This is a genomic window from Zhihengliuella alba (assembly GCF_039538765.1).
GTDB classification, from domain to species: domain Bacteria; phylum Actinomycetota; class Actinomycetes; order Actinomycetales; family Micrococcaceae; genus Zhihengliuella; species Zhihengliuella alba.
The window spans coordinates 51,902-67,876 of the sequence record NZ_BAABCJ010000006.1 but is presented as its reverse complement, the minus strand read 5'-3'; the positions used below and the strand labels follow the sequence as shown (position 1 = coordinate 67,876).

Below are 15,975 nucleotides of genomic sequence, written 5' to 3'. Positions count from 1 at the left end.
CTCATCTCCATCGGTCCTGGCGGTAGCACCGTCCGGTCCCGCTGGCGCGGTCCCCGGTGGTTGCTGCGGCGTCGTCGAGCCAGATCTCTCGGCCGCTCGGGATGGGTTCCCCACCACTAAACGCCGTGACCGAACGGGGCGCAAAACCGGTGACCTCGCGCGCAACAATGTGATGGAGGAGATCGGAACGGAACCGTGATCGGTGCGGGGGTGGCTTTCCCGTGCGGCGGGAAGCAGACTCGGGGCATGGGGAAGCCGATGCTGAATGACGCGACGAACGGGCAGGGGAGCCGCACGCCGTCGTTCCCGCCGCCCGCGACCGCCCAGGACGATGCCTTCGTGGCGCGCTTGCTGGTGATCTTCGGCGTGGCCTATCTGCCGAGTCTCGCGTGGATGATGGTCCTGAGAAGCTCCACCCCGACCCCGGAGGCCCTGGGCTGGGCCTTCTGGACCTCCCTGATCCTCATGGCCGTACCGCTGCTGGCTGCGGCGGCGGTGTTGCTCACGTCGCGCCGCTTCCCCGACTTCCGCCGAACCGCATGGCAAGTGGGTGCCGTCGCCGTCGGGGCGACGGTGGTGACCGGGCATCTCGTCATGGCCTTGATCGTTCAGCTCATCCTCTGGGCGCTCATCCTGCGCCATCGATTGCTGATGCTCGGCACGGGGGTCGCCTTCGTCGTCGTCGCCCTGCCCAAGGTCGCCGAGGACATCGTCGTGGCCCTCGACGGCCCTCTGTTCCTGCTGGACGGGTCGGCGTTGGCTTGGGCGGTACGGATCGTGCCGCCGGCGACGCTCCTCGTGCTGGCGGTCATCCAGTTCCGCCGGAACGCGGCACCGGCCGGATAGCCGTCGAGGGAGGCCTTCACGCCCAGCGTCTGATGGCCCAGCGTTCCACAAGTCCCAGGAGCGCGTCCGAGGTCTTGCCGATGACCGCCAGCAGCACGATCGCCAGGAGCAGCCGGTCCGTGCGTCCGTTGTACTGGGAGTCGGTCAGCAGGAAACCGAGACCCATCGAAGAAGCGATGAGCTCGGCCGCGACGAGGAACAGCCATGCCTGGGCCAAGGCCAATCGCAGTCCGGAGAAGATCGAGGGAACGACGGCGGGCAGCTGGACCGTGGTCAGCAATTGAAGACCGCGTAGGCCGAAGGCCCGGGCCGCCTCGATCAGGTTCCGGTCGACGTGCCGCAACGCCAGGTACACGGTGGTGAAGACCGGAAAGAACGCGCCGATGGCGATCAACGTGACTTTGGAGTCCTCGCCGATCTGCATCCAGAGGATGAGCAGAGGCACCCAGGCCAGTGAGGGGACGGCACGGAACGCGCCGATCGTGGGGCTGAACAAGGCGTCAGCGATCCGGGACAGGCCGACGAGGGAACCGACAGCCAGACCCAGGAACCCACCGATGCCGAACCCGAGGAGCACGCGCTGCGTCGAGATACCGATGTGATTCCACAGCTCGCCGCGGTGGACCAGCTCGTCTGCCGCGCTCCAGACCGATGCGGGCGAGGGGAGCTGAACGGGGGAGAAGAGTCCGGCGGCCGTCGTGACGTACCAGGCGGCCAGCATGGCGACGGGCACGATGAGGCCCACCAGCACGCGCCCTCCCGCAGTGTTCAGCAGCTGCCGGCGCGGGCGTCCGGACGCCGCGCCCGTCTGCGGTGCGACGCCGGAGGCCTCGGGGGTGTCACCTGACCCCGCCGCGCTGGACCCGTACGAGCCCACGGAGACGTGAGCTGTACCGCCATAGACCTGGTTGCTCCGGTGGTCTTGCGTTTCGGAGGAGGCGCTCATGCCCTACTCCTTGAGGGTGGAGGCGTCGGCATCCTCCGCGAACGACGGTTCGAACAGCGTGTCGACCGCCTCGTCGATGCTGGCCTGCTCGGACACGTCCCCGATCTCGACGAAGATCGGTCCGACGGCCTCGAGGACCTCCCGCTGGGCCTCGCCTGGGACCGGATCGACGTCGAGGTTCGAGCGCTCCAGGATGACCTTGTCCGCGATGGGCTGTTCGAGACCGGCTTCCTCGGCCAGGATCTGCGCCGTCTCCTCCGGGTTCTCCGCGGCCCACTCTTGAGCCTTCTGGTATGCGTCGACCACGGCCTGAGCCAACTCGGGCTCGTTCTCCAGGAATTCCTCCGTGGCGTTCAGGAACCCGTACGTGTTGAAGTCGAGGTTCCGGTAGACCAGTTGGGCGCCCTCCTCCTCGGCACCGGCCATGATCGGGTCGAGCCCCGCCCACGCGTCGACGGAACCGTTGTTGAGCGCGCCCCAGCCATCGGCGTGCTGCAGGTTCTCGATCGTGACGTCGTCGACCGTCAGGCCGTGGGCCTGGAGCGCTTGCACCAGGAAGAAGTACGGGTCGGTCCCTTTCGTGGCCGCGACCTTCTTGCCCTTCAGATCCTCGACGGATTCGATGTCGGAGCCCTCGGGCGTGACGATGGCGGACCACTCCGGCTGCGAGTACAGGGCGATCGTCTTGATCGGTGCGCCGTTGGCCCGGGCCAGCAGGGCCGCGGACCCCGCGGTCGAACCGACGTGCAGCGCTTCCGAGCGGAGGCCCTCGTTGGCCTTGTTCGAACCGGCCGACTGGAGCCAGTTGACCTCGACGCCCTCGTCCTCGAGGGTCGCCTCCAGCCAGCCCTTCTCCTTGATGATCAGGCTCAGCGGGTTGTAGGTGGCGAAGTCGATGTTCAGTGTTTCTGCCGTGGCCTCGGCGTCCTCGCCGGCGCAGCCGGTCAGTGCGGCAGCGGCCGCGACGACTGCAGCCATGCCCAGGAGGCGGCGGCGGGTGTGGTGGTTCGGGATGCTCATGGTGTTCCTTTGCGACGAAGGCGTGCTGGATGGAGGGATGCGACGAGGCGAAGCGGTGGCCGGTGCAGGAACGCACCGGACTCCGCCGACGTCCGGACTCATGCCGGAGTCAGCGGCGGTGCGTGTCGACGCCCAGGTTCTCGAGAAGGGTGGAACGGAGGACGCCGAGTTCGGCGGAGGCTCGGTCCCTGGGCCGAACACCCGGAACGTCGATGACATTGGCGACGACGGCCCCTTCGAGGTCGTCGGCGGCACCGAGGACGAGGATCCGGTCGGCGAGCTGCAGGGCCTCGTCGACATCGTGGGTGACGAGCAGGATCGTGGCCGGATGCTTGGCGTGGATGTCCAGGAGCAGGTCCTGCATCTTGAGCCGAGTGAGGGCGTCGAGCGCTCCGAACGGCTCGTCGAGCAGCAGCACGCCGGGCCGGCGGGCGAGCGCTCTGGCGAGCGAGGCCCGCTGGGCCATGCCCCCGGAGACCTCGCGGGGCCGGTGGTCAGCGTGGGCGGAGAGCTCCACGTGCTCGAGCAGTTCGTCCACGTGGGCGGCGCCGGCCGCCTGGTCGGTGCCGCGGGGGAGGCCCAGTGCGACATTCCGCCGGATCGTCTGCCACGGCAGCAGCCGTGGCTCCTGGAAGGCGAAGGCCGAGGCCTCGCTCAGCCCGGAAACAGGGGACGAGCCGATCCAGACGGATCCCGACGTCGGCTGATCGAGGCCAGCGACGGTCCGCAGGAGCGTCGACTTGCCGCAGCCGCTTGGGCCGACGATGGCCAGGACCTCGCCCGCATGCACGGAGAAGTCGATGCCGTTCAGGACGGTGCGCCCTCCGAATCGCTTCGTGACGGATTCGAAAGTGACGGGCAGCGGGTTCTCCGAGGCCACTGCGGGCGCAGTTTCGGTACTGCGGGACACGGACAGCGTGGAAGCCATGAATCATCTCCATCGGTCCTGGCGGTAGCACCGTCCGGGCCGCGGGGTGCGGTCACCGGTGGTTGCTGCGGCGTCGTCGAGCCAGATCTCTCGGCCGCTCGGGATGGTGGTGAGTCAACGAAACGACACGGACGTCTCCATGGCAAAATCCCGCATCAACGCGGCGTCACATTTCCCGCGGTGGTACGCATCGGTGCCGGACGAGGCCGGGCGGTGAGCAGTCGAGGGCGGGATCAGCCCCGCGTGATGATTCTCGCCGCGATCTCCGTGGAGCCGGGCTCCGGTGAGTCGGCGACGGTGCGCCCGGATCCCGAACTCGTACCGCTCGAGCGCATCGTCCCGGACTCCGCGTCCGGCTGGCTTGGTGCTGTGGCGGAAGCCGAGACCGGCCGGGCGACCGCCGCCTCGGGATCGCCGGTGAGCTCGGCCTCGGTTTCGATGCGGCGGGCCCGCAGCGAGCGCCGACCCAGCAGGAGGGCGAGGACGAGAACCGTGATGCCCGCCAGACCCAGGGCGGCACCGGCGGCGGGGGAGGGGGCGTACAGCCCGAGGAGCTGGAGGAGGGCCGGAGCGGTGCACGTGCCGACACCGCAGAAGATCGCGAACCAGCCGATCGGGACCCGCAGCCAGGTGTGCCCCAGCCCATCGAGCAGGAAGAACAGGAACCAGAGAGCGGCCCACAGCCACCACATGGCGGCCGAGACCGGATCCGCCTGGAGGGCGATGGCCGCCCCGCCGAAGACCACGGCGGCGATCGCCACGTAGAGGCTGAACCAGCCGAAGCCCTCGGCCGGCAGATCGAAGGTGTTGATGGCGCCCACCCAGAGGTAGGTGAAGCCGAACAGGTACAGACCGGACGCCGCGAGGACCGCGGCCGGGTCGCCGTCGGCCTCGATCAGCAGGATCGTCGGGAAGACCACCTGCAGGGCGCCGACGAGGAAGTTGAGGACGGTCGCGCCGCGCGGGCGGACGAGGCCGATCAGGACCAGACCGTTGACGCAGAGCACCGCGCCGACGTAGAGAAGTCCGACACTGGACATGAGAACTCCCGGGGAAACAGTAGAGAGGCCTCCGGTGCCGAACGCGCCGTGCCCCTGCGAGGATCATAGGCCACGGGTGGGCGGGTCGTTCCACGGAGCGCGCATGCGACGGGCCGGTGCCGGCCGCACGGACTGCCGGCTGTGAATTCGGGCCGACCGGCGGCAGACTCGGGGCAATGAGCAGCGGACCAGGAGGACAGGACGGCGGCGCCGGGGCCGCCGAGCGTTTCACCGAACGGCTGCTGTGGATCCACGCCCTCGCGTATGTGCCCCAGCTGTTCGTGCCGTGGTTCGCCGGGACGGACGCCTGGGTGGCACTCGTCTACCTGGCGATGCTGGTCCCGGTGCTGGCCCCGGCGGCGGCCGTCCGGGCCGCCGGAAGCAGCGGCTACCGGAGGGGACCCGGACTGTGGACTGTCGCGGTCGCATCCATGGTGCTGGCCGTCCTGGCGGCGGTGCTCCTCTTCATGCTCGGCTCGCTCACGGTGCAGCTCGCCGTCCCGCTGGCCCTCTGGGCGGCCCTGCTGCGGCGGCGACTCCTCGTGATCGGCGCCGCCGTCGCGCTGGTGGCGCTGCTGCTCCCGTTCGGTGGCGGCGGGACGACGCCGGACGGCTCCGGCGTCGCGTCGAGCGCGGCGGTCCTCGGGCTCGCCGGCGGAGCCGTGCCGCCTTTGGCGCTGTGCGTGCTGGCAGGACTCCAGTGCCGTCTGAATCGCAGCGGGGTGCCGAGCCGACCCCGCCCCTGAGGCTGGCTCCGGGCGTGCGGCGGATGCCTCTGCGGCTCCGACGGCAGAGGGCGAAGCGAGCGGTATTGACGTGACACCACAGTGGTGTCACTATGGAGTCGTGGATATCTCGAGACATGTACAGGAACTCCAGGAGCAACTGGTCGAGTCGGCCGGACCCGCAGGCGAGCCCGCGGTCGAGGTCGCCCGTCGGCTGACGCGCTCGCTCGATTCCGCCTTCACGCTGGTCCTCCTCGATGCGCTGTCGGAGGCCGCGGCGGAGATCACGGCCGACCTCGCCCCTGGCTCCGTCGACGTCCGGCTCCGTGGCCGAAACCCCGAGTTCGTGGTGACACCACCTGCATCCAATGACACCACGGCAGTGTCGGAAGCGGCGTCTGCGGGTCAGCAGGATCAGGAACCGGCGTCGAGCGAGGACTACACCGTGGACGGCCGCGCCACCCGGACCACCCTGAGGCTCCCGGAGAAGCTCAAGACCCGGGCGGAGGCGGCCGCCGCCACTGAGGGTCTGTCCGTCAACACCTGGCTCGTCCGCGCCGTGGCCGCCGCCCTCAGCGACAGGACGGCCGCCCCGGCCGCGCCCCCCAACAACAGCGGCAACCGATTCACCGGCTGGGTCCGGTAGAGGAGAACCCGATGCATCACGCCTACCCCGCACAGGGCCCCGTCGAGGCGGCCATCAATCTCCAGATGGCCGAGCTCGTCATCACCGCGGACGACGTCGACGAGATCACCGTCGACGTAGCCCCTACCCAAGCCGACCGGGCGGCCGACGTCCGCTCGGCGGAGAACACGGAGGTGTCGTTCGCCGACGGACGCCTGAGCATCGTCCAGAGGCGCGAGAACCTCATCAGCACGTGGGTCAACAAGGGGTGGTTCATCGACGTCCACGTCCGCGTCCCGCGCCGCTCGCGCCTCGATGTCCGGTCGGCCTACGGGAACATTCGCGTCCTCGGGCTCATCGGCCCGTCCACCCTGGTGACCGCCTACGGCGACATCGCTGCCGGCGACGTCGCCGAGCTGGAGGCCAAGACCTCGCATGGAGAGATCGCGGTAGAGCGCGCCAGCGGCACCAGCCGCCTGTCCGCCAGCAGCGTCCGCGTGGGCGAGGTCTACGGCGACACGACCGCCAAGGCCTCGCACGGCAACGTCTCGCTCGGGATGGTCATGGGCGAGGCGCAGGCCGTCAGCGGTTACGGCAACATCGACGTCCGCACGCTCATGGGCCGGCTCCAGGCGCGCTCGGCGCACGGGCGCATCCGCATCGACGACGCCGTCCACGGCGCCGCCGGCCTCGACGTCGGCTACGGAGACATCGAAGTCGGAATCCGGGAGGGCAGCCTGACCTGGCTCGACCTCGACTCCAAGCAAGGCGCGGTGCGGAACGAGCTGCAGCCTTCCACCGCGTCCCGGGACGGCGCCGCGCAGACCGTGGGAGAGGACCCCGGGGACGCCGAGTCGGATGACCGGCTCGAGATCGTCGCCCGCACCACGTATGGAAGCGTCCGCGCCTATCGCGCGGCCGTCCTCTAGGAGACGCCATGACCAGCACAGCCCTCGGCACGGATCTCGCCTTCGAGGTCCGTGGCCTCCGCAAGAGCTACGGCGGCACCCCGGTCCTCGACGGCGTCGACCTCGCCGTCGAGCGGGGAACCGTCCTCGCGCTGCTCGGCCCCAACGGCGCCGGCAAGACGACCGCGGTCCAGATCCTCTCGACGCTCATCCCGGCCGACTCCGGCAGCGCACTGGTCGGCGGTCACTCGGTGGCCGAGCAGCCCGGCCGAGTACGGGCGACCATCGGTGTCACCGGCCAGTTCTCCGCCGTCGACGAGCTCCTCAGCGGCGCCGAGAACCTGCGGCTCATGGCGAGACTCCGCCATGTCGCCCGGCGCGAGGCCGAGGGTCTCGTGAGCGGGCTGCTGCGCCGCTTCGACCTCGTCGAGGTGGCGCAGCGTCCCGCCTCGACGTACTCGGGCGGCATGCGCCGTCGGCTGGATCTGGCCATGACGCTCGTCGGAGACCCGCAGATCATCTTCCTCGACGAGCCGACCACGGGGCTCGACCCGCGCAGCCGCAATGCCATGTGGCAGGTGGTCCGGGAACTCGTCGCCACCGGCGTCACCGTCCTGCTGACCACGCAGTACCTCGAGGAGGCCGACCAGCTGGCCGACCGGATCGCGGTGCTGGACGGCGGACGGATCGTCGCCGAGGGGACGCCCGCGGAACTGAAGGCGATGGTGGGCGAGGAGCAACTGCGTCTGCGGTTCCAGACCGGGCAGGACGCCTCCGCGGCCCACCGGATCCTGGCCGGCAGGCCCGGCGCCGACCTCTCGCTCCCGGACGCCGGGCACGAGCTGAGGGTCCCGCTCACCGCGGGCCCCGGCGAGATCCGCGACGTGCTGAACCTCCTCGCGACCGTCGGTCTCGAGCCGGCGGAGGTGGGGACGGCCTCCCCGGATCTCGACGACGTCTTCCTCGCCCTCACCGGCTCGTCCGCCTCGTCCGCCTCGTCCACCCAGGAGTCCTCATGACCACCGCCAGCATCTCGCCGCGTCTCGGTGCCGCCGACCACGTGCGCCGCTCCATGTCCGACGTCGTGACGCTCACCGGGCGCGGACTGCGGCGGCTCGTCCGCTACCCCTCGATGATCGTCATGATGATCGGGCTCCCGGTGGTCTTCCTCCTGATGTTCGTCTACGTCTTCGGCGGCATGCTCGGAGCGCAGCTCGGCACCGGTGGAGGCACCGGGGCGTACCTGCAGTACGTGGTCCCGGGCATCATCCTGATGGCGATCGGCTCCGGGGGAGCCGGCACCGCCATCTACATCGCGATGGACATGCGCCAGGGCATCGCCGCGCGGCTGGCGACGATGGACGTTCCGCGCGCCGCCATCCTCACCGCGCACGCGATCGTCAGCGTGGTGCAGGCACTGCTCGCCACCGTCGCCGTCGGGGCCGTCGCCGTGTTTCTCGGCTTCCGACCCGCCGGGGGAGTGCCGGGCGTGCTCGCAGCCCTCGGGGCGGTCGCGCTCATCGCGTTCGCCATCACGTGGCTCTGCCTGGCTCTCGGGATCATCTCCGACACGATCGAGACCGCCAGCAACCTGCCGATGCCGCTGGCCTTCCTGCCCTTCCTCAGCAGCGGCTTCGTGCCGACCGAGTCCATGCCCGCATGGCTCGGCGCCGTGGCGGAGTACCAGCCGTTCACCCGGTTCACCGAGACCGTCCGGAGCCTCCTGATGGGGACCGACGCCGGCCCCTACGGCTGGCAGACGCTGCTCTGGTGCGGTGTCATCACGGCGGTGGGCGCCGCCTGGGCGCTGACGCGCTACTCGGCCAGCCAGACCCGGAGCTGAGGACAGAATGTGACGCCGTGAGCCGCTCGCTGTTTGTCAGAATGCGTCGGACTGTGGCGCAATGTAGACGACTAACCATCCAGAGCGGCTGAGAGATCTGGCTCGACGACGCCGCAGCAACCCCCGACCCGAACGCGACCCACCCCGGCTCGCGCGGCAACGGGAAGGTGCTACCGCCAGGACCGATGGAGGGAGATCTCTCATGACCGACGTTGCCAGCGAGCCCCGGCACCTCATCAAGCTCACGCCCGGGACACCGGTGGGCGACCACTACGACTACCTCGCCGGAGTGTTCCGTCCGGTCTTCGCCCGTATCGCCGAGGGGGCCCGCCAGCGCGACGCCGAGCGGCAGCTCCCGATCGAGCAGGTCGGCTGGCTCAACGCGGCCCGCTTCGGCGCCCTGCGCATCCCGCAGGAGCACGGCGGCTTCGGCGCTTCCCTGCTCGACACGTTCCGCCTGCTCATCGAGCTCGCCGAGGCGGACTCGCAGGTCGCGCACCTGCTGCGGGCCCACATCGCGTTCGTCGAGCAGATCCAGATGCACCCGGACCCCGCCGTCCGGGAGAAGTGGATCAACCGCGTCGTCGCCGGGCAGATCGTCGGCAACGCCTACACCGAGCGCGGCGGCAACGCCCTGGGCACCTGGAACACGGCGATCAGCGCCACCCCGTACGGCGTCTTCGTCTCCGGGACCAAGTACTACTGCACCGGCACGATCTTCGCCGACTGGACCGTGGTGGCCGCCACCCACCCGCAGCGCCCGGGCCGCCACCTCGCCGTCGTCTCCACGCAGCACAGCGGCGTGAAGATGTACGACGACTGGGACGGGTTCGGCCAGCAGCTCACCGGCACCGGGTCCACCGAGTTCGACACGGTCCCGGTCGACACCCTGATCGTGCCCGTGGACCAGTTCGAGCACGTCGAGTCCACGGTCTTCCAGCTGGTGCTGCTCGCGGTGCAGGCCGGCATCGCGCGGGCCGTCCTGGCCGATGCCCGGCTCGCCGTGCAGGCGCGCACCCGCAACTTCACCACGGGCACCGGCGTGCCGCTGCGTGACGAGCCGCAGGTGCTGCAGCTGATCGGCGAGATCTCCGGCCAGGTCCTCGCCACCGAGTCGATCGTGCTCGCAGCGGTCGGAGAGGTCGAGGCACTGCTGGCCGACGAGGGACTCAGCGAGGACGAGCGCCACCTGGTCTGCGAGCTCACGGCGAATCGCGCCCACACGGCCGTGCAGCCGCTGGTGCTCGCCGCCGCCTCCAAGATGTTCGACGGGCTCGGCGCCTCGTCCACCTCGACCAGCTGCAACTTCGACCGGCACTGGCGCAACGCCCGCACCATCGCCACCCACAACCCGGCCATCTACCGTGCCCGGATCGTGGGCGACTACGAGGTCAACGGGCGGGCCCCGGTGACGCACGACTCCGCCGGGGACGTCCCGGAGTCCTACGCCTGACCGGCGCGTCACAGAACGTCATGTGCGCTTCACAAGCTGTCATGTGACGGGCCCCGGGTCGCCGGGTGACTCCCGGAGTCCGGCGTTTTGTGTCGGCCGAGCGTCACACGATTCAGTAGAGGGAGCGGGAATCGCGAGCCCCGCACCACAGAGAACTATTCGCGAAAAACCATCCAGAGCGGCTGAGAGATCTGGCTCGACGACGCCGCAGCAACCACCCGGTCGCCGCCCTCCGCGGGCGGACCGGCAACGGTGCTAACGCCAGAACCGATGGAGGAGAGCATGATCAGTCTTCGCAATGTGTCCACCACCTTCCGGGGGAAGGACGGCGACTTCACCGCGGTGAACGACGTCAGTCTCGACATCCCGGCCGGTTCGATCCAGGGGATCATCGGCTTCTCCGGGGCGGGCAAGTCCACGCTGCTGCGCAATATCAACCTGCTCGAGCGCCCCACGCACGGCCAGGTGGTGCTCGACGGCGTGGACCTCACCGGCCTCGACGACGAGCGGCTCCGCAGGGAGCGGCACCAGATCGGCATGATCTTCCAGCACTTCAACCTGCTCAACAACCGGACGGCGCTGCAGAACGTCGAGCTGTCCCTGAAGTTCGCCGGGATCGAGAAGGCCGAGCGCCGCCGTCGTGCCCAGGAGGCCCTCGAGATCGTGGACCTCGCCGAGAAGTCCAAGAGCTACCCCGCGCAGCTCTCCGGCGGACAGAAGCAGCGCGTGGCAATCGCCCGCGCCCTCGTCACCCACCCGAAGGTCCTGCTCTGCGACGAGCCGACCTCCGCCGTGGACCCCCGGACCACCGCCTCGGTCCTGCAGTACATCGCCGACATCAACCAGAGCCTCGGCATCACCACGGTGGTGGTGACCCACGAGCTGAACGTGGTGAAGGCCATCGCCGACAACGTCGCCGTCATGGAGGACGGGGCCGTCGTGGAGCGGTTCGACGTCGCCGACCTCGCCTCGGGAGCGTTCGAGCCGGGCACCGAGATCGGCCGCTACCTCCTCGACGAGGAGATCCATCTGGACCGCACGCCGCTCGCCGGCCGCCGCGACCCGGCCTCCGGCGCACCGCTGCGCGGACGCGACGGGAAGGAGCTCATCCATGCCTAGCGCCTCCGCCCCCACCACGGGCACCGACTCCGGCCTCGGGCTGGACCGCATCGTCGAGCTCCTGCCGGAGATCGGCGTCGCGATGGGGCAGACCTTCACCATGCTGCTGGTCGCGATCCCGCTGGCGATCCTCCTCGGCACGCCGCTGGGCGTGTGGCTCTACTCGGCGTCGCCGGTGGGCCTGAAGCCGCGGCCGCGCGCCCACCGGATCGTCGACTCCCTGGTCAACACCATCCGGTCCTTCCCGTTCCTGATCCTGCTGATCGCCATCATCCCGATCACGCGGTTCATCGTCGGGACCACCATCGGCACGGCCGCGGTCATCGTCCCGCTGACCATCAACGCCATCCCGTACTTCGCCCGCTTCGTGGAGCAGAACCTCACGCAGCTCGGCAGCGGCGTGGTGGAGGCGGCCCGGGCCATGGGCGCCACGCGCGGGCAGATCGTCCGCGACGTGCTGCTCGTGGAGGCCCGCCCGGCGCTGATCGGCTCCATCACCATCATGACCGTGAGCTTCATCAGCTACTCGGCGATGGCCGGCCTGGTGGGCGGCGGCGGCATCGGCGACTTCGCCATCCGCTACGGCTACTACCGGTACGAGACCATCGTCATGCTCGTCGCGATCGTCCTCATGATCGTGCTCGTCCAGTTCGTCCAGCTCGGCGGCACCCGCCTGGCCCGCGTGCTGGACAAGCGCTAGCCGCGGCGGCCGCGAGCACCCGCACCCGATCCCCGTCACCGCACACCGTCCCACTGCACACCGTCCCACGGCTTAAGGACACCCATGCCCGCACCCCGCCCGCGCCTGCTCCTCAGCGCGTTCCTGATGAACACCCCGAACCACATCCTCGGCGGCCACTGGCGCCGCCCCGAGGCCCAGCAGCACCGCTTCAACGAGCTCTCCCTCTGGACGGGCCTGGCCCGCCAGCTGGAGGACGCCAAGTTCGACGCCCTGTTCTTCGCCGACGTCGCCGGCCTCTACGGCCAGTACGACGGCGGGTGGCAGCATCACGTCGGCAAGGGCCTGCAGGTGCCGGCGAACGATCCGCTGGTCCTGGTCTCCGCGCTCGCCGGCGCCACCGAGGACATCGGTCTGGCCCTGACGAGCTCCATCATCCAGGCCGAGCCGTTCCAGTTCGCCCGGCAGCTCTCCACGCTGGACCACCTGACGGACGGCCGCGTCGGGTGGAACATCGTCACCAGCGTCCTCGAGAACGCGCACCGCAACTTCGGGGCGGCCGAGCTCGAGCGGCACGACGAGCGCTACGCCTGGGCCGAGGAGTACGCCGAGGCGGTCTACGCGCTGTGGGAGGGCTCGTGGGACGACGACGCCGTCCTCGCCGACAAGGCGTCCGGCCGCTACGCGGACCCGGCGAAGGTGCGCCGCATCAACCACCGCGGCGAGCGCTACAGCATCGACGGGCCGCACCTGGTGGAGCCGAGCCCGCAGCGGACCCCGTTCCTCTTCCAGGCCGGATCCTCCCCGCGCGGACGCGCCTTCGCCGGCCGGCACGCCGAGGCCACCTTCATCTTCGCCCCGTCGCCGTCCAGCGCGGCCCGCAGCAGTGCGCTGGTGCGCGAGCAGGCCGTGGCCGCCGGGCGGCAGGCGGAGGACGTGAAGGTCTTCGCCGGGCTCTCGTTCGTCGTCGGCAGCACCGAGGACGAGGTCCGCCGCAAGCAGGAGAGCCTCGAGGCGTCCCTGGACCTGGAGTACATCCTGGCGCACATCGGCGGCGGGCTCGGCGTCGACCTGGGCGGGCACGACCTCGACGCCCGGCTCGACGACCTCGGCGCCGGCTCCGTGCAGACCGAGGGCACGCAGGGCCACCTGGAGACGCTGCGGCGGCTCTCGCCGGACGGGAACCCGTCGCTGCGCGAGATCGCCCGCGCCCGGGCCTTCGGCCAGCAGATCGCCGGCACCCCGGAGCAGATCGCCGACCGGCTGGAGCAGTGGCAGGACGCCGGGATCGACGGCGTGAACGTCATGAACCAGGTCCTCCCCGACTCCTACACCGACTTCATCGAGGGACTCCTGCCCGAGCTGCGCCGCCGCGGACTCGCCCAGACCGAGTACGCGCCGGGCACCCTGCGCGAGAAGGTCTTCGGCCGCGGCGCCCGCCTCGAGCCCTCGCACCCGGCGGCCGCCTTCCGCGGGCGGGGCGCGGACCTGGACTCGCCCGCGGTGCCCGCCGGGCTCGCGGCGACCGGCCCTGCGGCCGCCGCACCGGAGGGGGTCAACGCGTGAGCACGTACGAGATCCTGCGGGAGCGCTTCGCCCCCGTGTTCGCCCGCATCGCCGCCGGCGCCTGGGAGCGCGACCGCGAGCGGGTCCTCCCCTTCGAGCCGGTCGCCTGGCTGGACGCCGAGCGGTTCGGCGCCCTGCGCGTCCCCACCGAGCACGGCGGCTACGGCGCGAGCCTCGAGACGGTGATCCGCCTGCTCGTAGACCTCTCCGCCGCCGACTCCAACGTGGGGCACCTGTACCGGTCCCACTTCGGGTTCGCCGAGACCCTCTTCTGGCAGCCCGAGGACGTCCGGGCCCGGTGGTACGCCCGGCTGGTCGCGGGGGAGACGGTGGGCAACGCGTCGACCGAGCGCGGCGGCAACGCCCTCGGCGAGCTCAACACCTCGCTCGCCCGCGGCGCGGACGGCGGCTGGCGGCTCACCGGGGAGAAGTACTACTGCACCGGCACCATCTACTCCACCTACACGCGCGTCAGCGCCCAGGTGACCGGGCCGGGCGGCGAGTCGACCGGGGAACGGCAGTTCGCCGTCGTCCGCGTCGACGCCGACGGCGTGCGGGTGCACGACGACTGGGACGGCTTCGGCCAGCGTCTCACCGGCACGGGCACCACCGAGTTCGACGCGGTGGCCGTGGACGACGCCGACGTCCTGCCGCGCGTGAAGGGCAGCCAGGAGGCGGTGCACGAGGCGGCCTTCTTCCAGCTGGTGCTGCTCGCCGTGCAGGCCGGGATCGCGCGCGCGGCCCGGGACGACGCCGCCGCGCTCGTCGCCGGCCGCAAGCGCACCTTCAACACGGGATCCGGCGTGCCGTTCCGGGAGGACCCGCTGATCCAGGCGGAGGTGGGGCGGATCGCGGCGCAGGCCTTCGCGGCGGAGGCCGCCGTGGTCGCCGCGGCGCGCGCGCTCGACGCCGCCTGGGATGTCTGCGCGGTCCGCCGCTCCAGCGAACCGGGCGACGTGCCCGCCGAGGCGTACGCCGCCGAGCTCGCCGTCGAGGCGGCCCACGTCAGCGTCCCCGAGCTGGCGCTCGGCGCCGCGCAGGCCCTCTTCCAGACCGTCGGCGCCTCGGCGACCAGCTCCGCCAAGGGGCTGGACCGGCACTGGCGGAACGCCCAGACGGTGGCCACCCACAACCCCATCGCCTTCCGGGCGCGCTCGCTCGGGGACTACTACATCAACGGGACCACCCCGGAGGGGCTCAGCGCCATCGGCGACGCCGTCCGCGGCGGTGCCGCCACGCAGACCTCACCGCTCGCATCCGAGGAACTCAAGGAGAACGCATGACCTTCGACATCACCCGCCGCACCGCACTGCGCGGACTGGCCGCCACCGCGGCGATCGCCGGCCTGGCCGCCACCACCGGCTGCGGTCTGGCCGGCGCCGCCGAGGACAAGACCATCACCATCATCGCCACCGAGTCCGCGCCCTACCAGGAGCCGCTGAAGATCGCGAAGGAGCTGCTCGCGGAGGAGGGGTGGGAGCTGAAGCCGACGTTCGTGACGGACATCGTCCAGCCGAACATCGCCGTCGCCAATGGCGAGTACGATGCGAACTTCTTCCAGCACGGGGCCTACCTGGAGCAGTTCGCGGCGGACAACAACCTGGAGCTCGAGGCGAGCTTCTACGTCTACTCGTCGCCCGCCGGCCTCTGGAGCGAGAAGCACGCCTCCCTCGAGGAGCTGCCGGACGGGGCGCAGATCGCCCTGCCCGTGGACCCCTCCAACAACGGCCGGGGCCTGAAGCTGCTGGCGCAGGCGGGGCTGATCGAGGTGGACGAGTCCAAGTCCGTCATCGAGCTGTCCCAGCGGGACATCACGGCGAACCCGAAGAACTTCGAGTTCGTCGAGGTGGACCAGCAGTCCCTCGCCACCACGCTGCCCGACGTCGACGCCGGCTTCATGTTCGTCCGTCTGGCCGCCGAGATCGGCCACACGCCGGCCGATGCGCTGGCCTTCGAGTCCATCGAGGAGGCGCTGCCGTACATCTGCCTCGTGGCCGGGCAGCCCGGCTTCGCCGAGACGGAGAAGGGCAAGGCGCTGCAGGCGGCCCTCCAGTCGCCGGAGGTCGAGGCCTGGTTCCAGGACTACATCGACGGCGCCCTCGGGACCCCGTGGGACCGCGATGTCGCCGCCGACTTCGAGCAGTGGAAGCCGAAGGGCTGACCCGAGCCCCCGAAGCGTCCCCAGCGCGGGCCGCGTCCACCCCGGTGGGCGCGGCCCGCCGCTGTCCGCAGCGGCGCCGGACCGCTCGGTGCCCCGCCCGCGGTCACTCGGCCCGC

16 protein-coding genes and 4 riboswitches are annotated in these 15,975 nt (G+C 70.7%); of the genes, 12 read left to right on the top strand and 4 right to left on the bottom strand.

Annotated elements, in window-relative coordinates; genetic code table 11:
- Positions 1-4 precede the first annotated feature (4 nt).
- Positions 5-108, bottom strand: a riboswitch (SAM riboswitch).
- 138 nt (positions 109-246) lie between these two features.
- Positions 247-846, top strand: coding sequence for a hypothetical protein (locus tag ABD784_RS11840; RefSeq protein WP_344884846.1), 600 nt, complete (start codon positions 247-249; stop codon positions 844-846).
- 16 nt (positions 847-862) lie between these two features.
- Here ABD784_RS11840 and ABD784_RS11835 read toward each other — a convergent pair whose 3' ends face one another.
- The 4 genes from ABD784_RS11835 to ABD784_RS11820 all read right to left on the bottom strand — a co-directional run bounded on the left by ABD784_RS11835 (position 863) and on the right by ABD784_RS11820 (position 4,780).
- The gene (locus ABD784_RS11835; protein WP_344884843.1) at positions 863-1,792 is read right to left on the bottom strand and encodes an ABC transporter permease; all 930 of its coding nucleotides are present in this window, start codon (positions 1,790-1,792) and stop codon (positions 863-865) included.
- Between the two features lie 3 nt (positions 1,793-1,795).
- On the bottom strand, positions 1,796-2,812 hold the full coding sequence (locus tag ABD784_RS11830; RefSeq protein ID WP_344884841.1) for an aliphatic sulfonate ABC transporter substrate-binding protein: 1,017 nt from the start codon (positions 2,810-2,812) through the stop codon (positions 1,796-1,798).
- 109 nt (positions 2,813-2,921) lie between these two features.
- On the bottom strand, positions 2,922-3,740 hold the full coding sequence (locus tag ABD784_RS11825) for an ABC transporter ATP-binding protein (protein ID WP_344884838.1): 819 nt from the start codon (positions 3,738-3,740) through the stop codon (positions 2,922-2,924).
- Positions 3,741-3,746: 6 nt separating this feature from the next.
- A riboswitch (SAM riboswitch) is annotated at positions 3,747-3,850 on the bottom strand.
- Positions 3,851-3,973: 123 nt separating this feature from the next.
- Positions 3,974-4,780, bottom strand: a complete 807-nt coding sequence (locus ABD784_RS11820) for an AmiS/UreI family transporter (RefSeq protein WP_344884837.1) — start codon at positions 4,778-4,780, stop codon at positions 3,974-3,976.
- Between the two features lie 176 nt (positions 4,781-4,956).
- Here ABD784_RS11820 and ABD784_RS11815 point away from each other — a divergent pair, with 176 nt between their 5' ends.
- The 11 genes from ABD784_RS11815 (at position 4,957) to ABD784_RS11765 (ending at position 15,859) form a co-directional block, all read left to right on the top strand.
- Complete coding sequence (locus ABD784_RS11815) at positions 4,957-5,526, top strand: hypothetical protein (RefSeq protein WP_344884835.1); 570 nt, start codon at positions 4,957-4,959, stop codon at positions 5,524-5,526.
- Between the two features lie 100 nt (positions 5,527-5,626).
- Entirely contained in the window at positions 5,627-6,151 is a 525-nt protein-coding gene (locus ABD784_RS11810; protein WP_344884832.1) for a toxin-antitoxin system HicB family antitoxin, read from the top strand.
- An 11-nt stretch (positions 6,152-6,162) separates the two neighbouring features.
- Positions 6,163-7,059, top strand: coding sequence for a DUF4097 family beta strand repeat-containing protein (locus ABD784_RS11805; RefSeq protein WP_344884829.1), 897 nt, complete (start codon positions 6,163-6,165; stop codon positions 7,057-7,059).
- Between the two features lie 8 nt (positions 7,060-7,067).
- Entirely contained in the window at positions 7,068-8,057 is a 990-nt protein-coding gene (locus ABD784_RS11800) for an ATP-binding cassette domain-containing protein (protein WP_344884826.1), read from the top strand.
- The gene (locus ABD784_RS11795; RefSeq protein ID WP_344884823.1) at positions 8,054-8,881 is read left to right on the top strand and encodes an ABC transporter permease; all 828 of its coding nucleotides are present in this window, start codon (positions 8,054-8,056) and stop codon (positions 8,879-8,881) included. The genes ABD784_RS11800 and ABD784_RS11795 overlap by 4 nt, the downstream gene beginning before the upstream one ends.
- Before the next feature lie 72 nt (positions 8,882-8,953).
- A riboswitch (SAM riboswitch) is annotated at positions 8,954-9,073 on the top strand.
- A gap of 10 nt (positions 9,074-9,083) precedes the next feature.
- Complete coding sequence (locus ABD784_RS11790; RefSeq protein ID WP_344884820.1) at positions 9,084-10,334, top strand: acyl-CoA dehydrogenase family protein; 1,251 nt, start codon at positions 9,084-9,086, stop codon at positions 10,332-10,334.
- Between the two features lie 166 nt (positions 10,335-10,500).
- A riboswitch (SAM riboswitch) is annotated at positions 10,501-10,611 on the top strand.
- Between the two features lie 5 nt (positions 10,612-10,616).
- The gene (locus tag ABD784_RS11785; RefSeq protein WP_344884817.1) at positions 10,617-11,453 is read left to right on the top strand and encodes a methionine ABC transporter ATP-binding protein; all 837 of its coding nucleotides are present in this window, start codon (positions 10,617-10,619) and stop codon (positions 11,451-11,453) included.
- Positions 11,446-12,153 carry a methionine ABC transporter permease gene (locus ABD784_RS11780; protein WP_344884814.1) on the top strand — a complete coding sequence of 236 codons (708 nt, stop codon included), beginning with the start codon at positions 11,446-11,448 and terminating at the stop codon, positions 12,151-12,153. The genes ABD784_RS11785 and ABD784_RS11780 overlap by 8 nt, the downstream gene beginning before the upstream one ends.
- Positions 12,154-12,237: 84 nt before the next feature.
- Positions 12,238-13,698 carry an NtaA/DmoA family FMN-dependent monooxygenase gene (locus ABD784_RS11775; protein WP_344884811.1) on the top strand — a complete coding sequence of 487 codons (1,461 nt, stop codon included), beginning with the start codon at positions 12,238-12,240 and terminating at the stop codon, positions 13,696-13,698.
- Entirely contained in the window at positions 13,695-14,981 is a 1,287-nt protein-coding gene (locus ABD784_RS11770) for an acyl-CoA dehydrogenase family protein (RefSeq protein WP_344884808.1), read from the top strand. Before ABD784_RS11775 ends, ABD784_RS11770 begins: the two co-directional genes overlap by 4 nt.
- The gene (locus ABD784_RS11765) at positions 14,978-15,859 is read left to right on the top strand and encodes a MetQ/NlpA family ABC transporter substrate-binding protein (protein ID WP_344884805.1); all 882 of its coding nucleotides are present in this window, start codon (positions 14,978-14,980) and stop codon (positions 15,857-15,859) included. The genes ABD784_RS11770 and ABD784_RS11765 overlap by 4 nt, the downstream gene beginning before the upstream one ends.
- Positions 15,860-15,975: the final 116 nt, after the last annotated feature.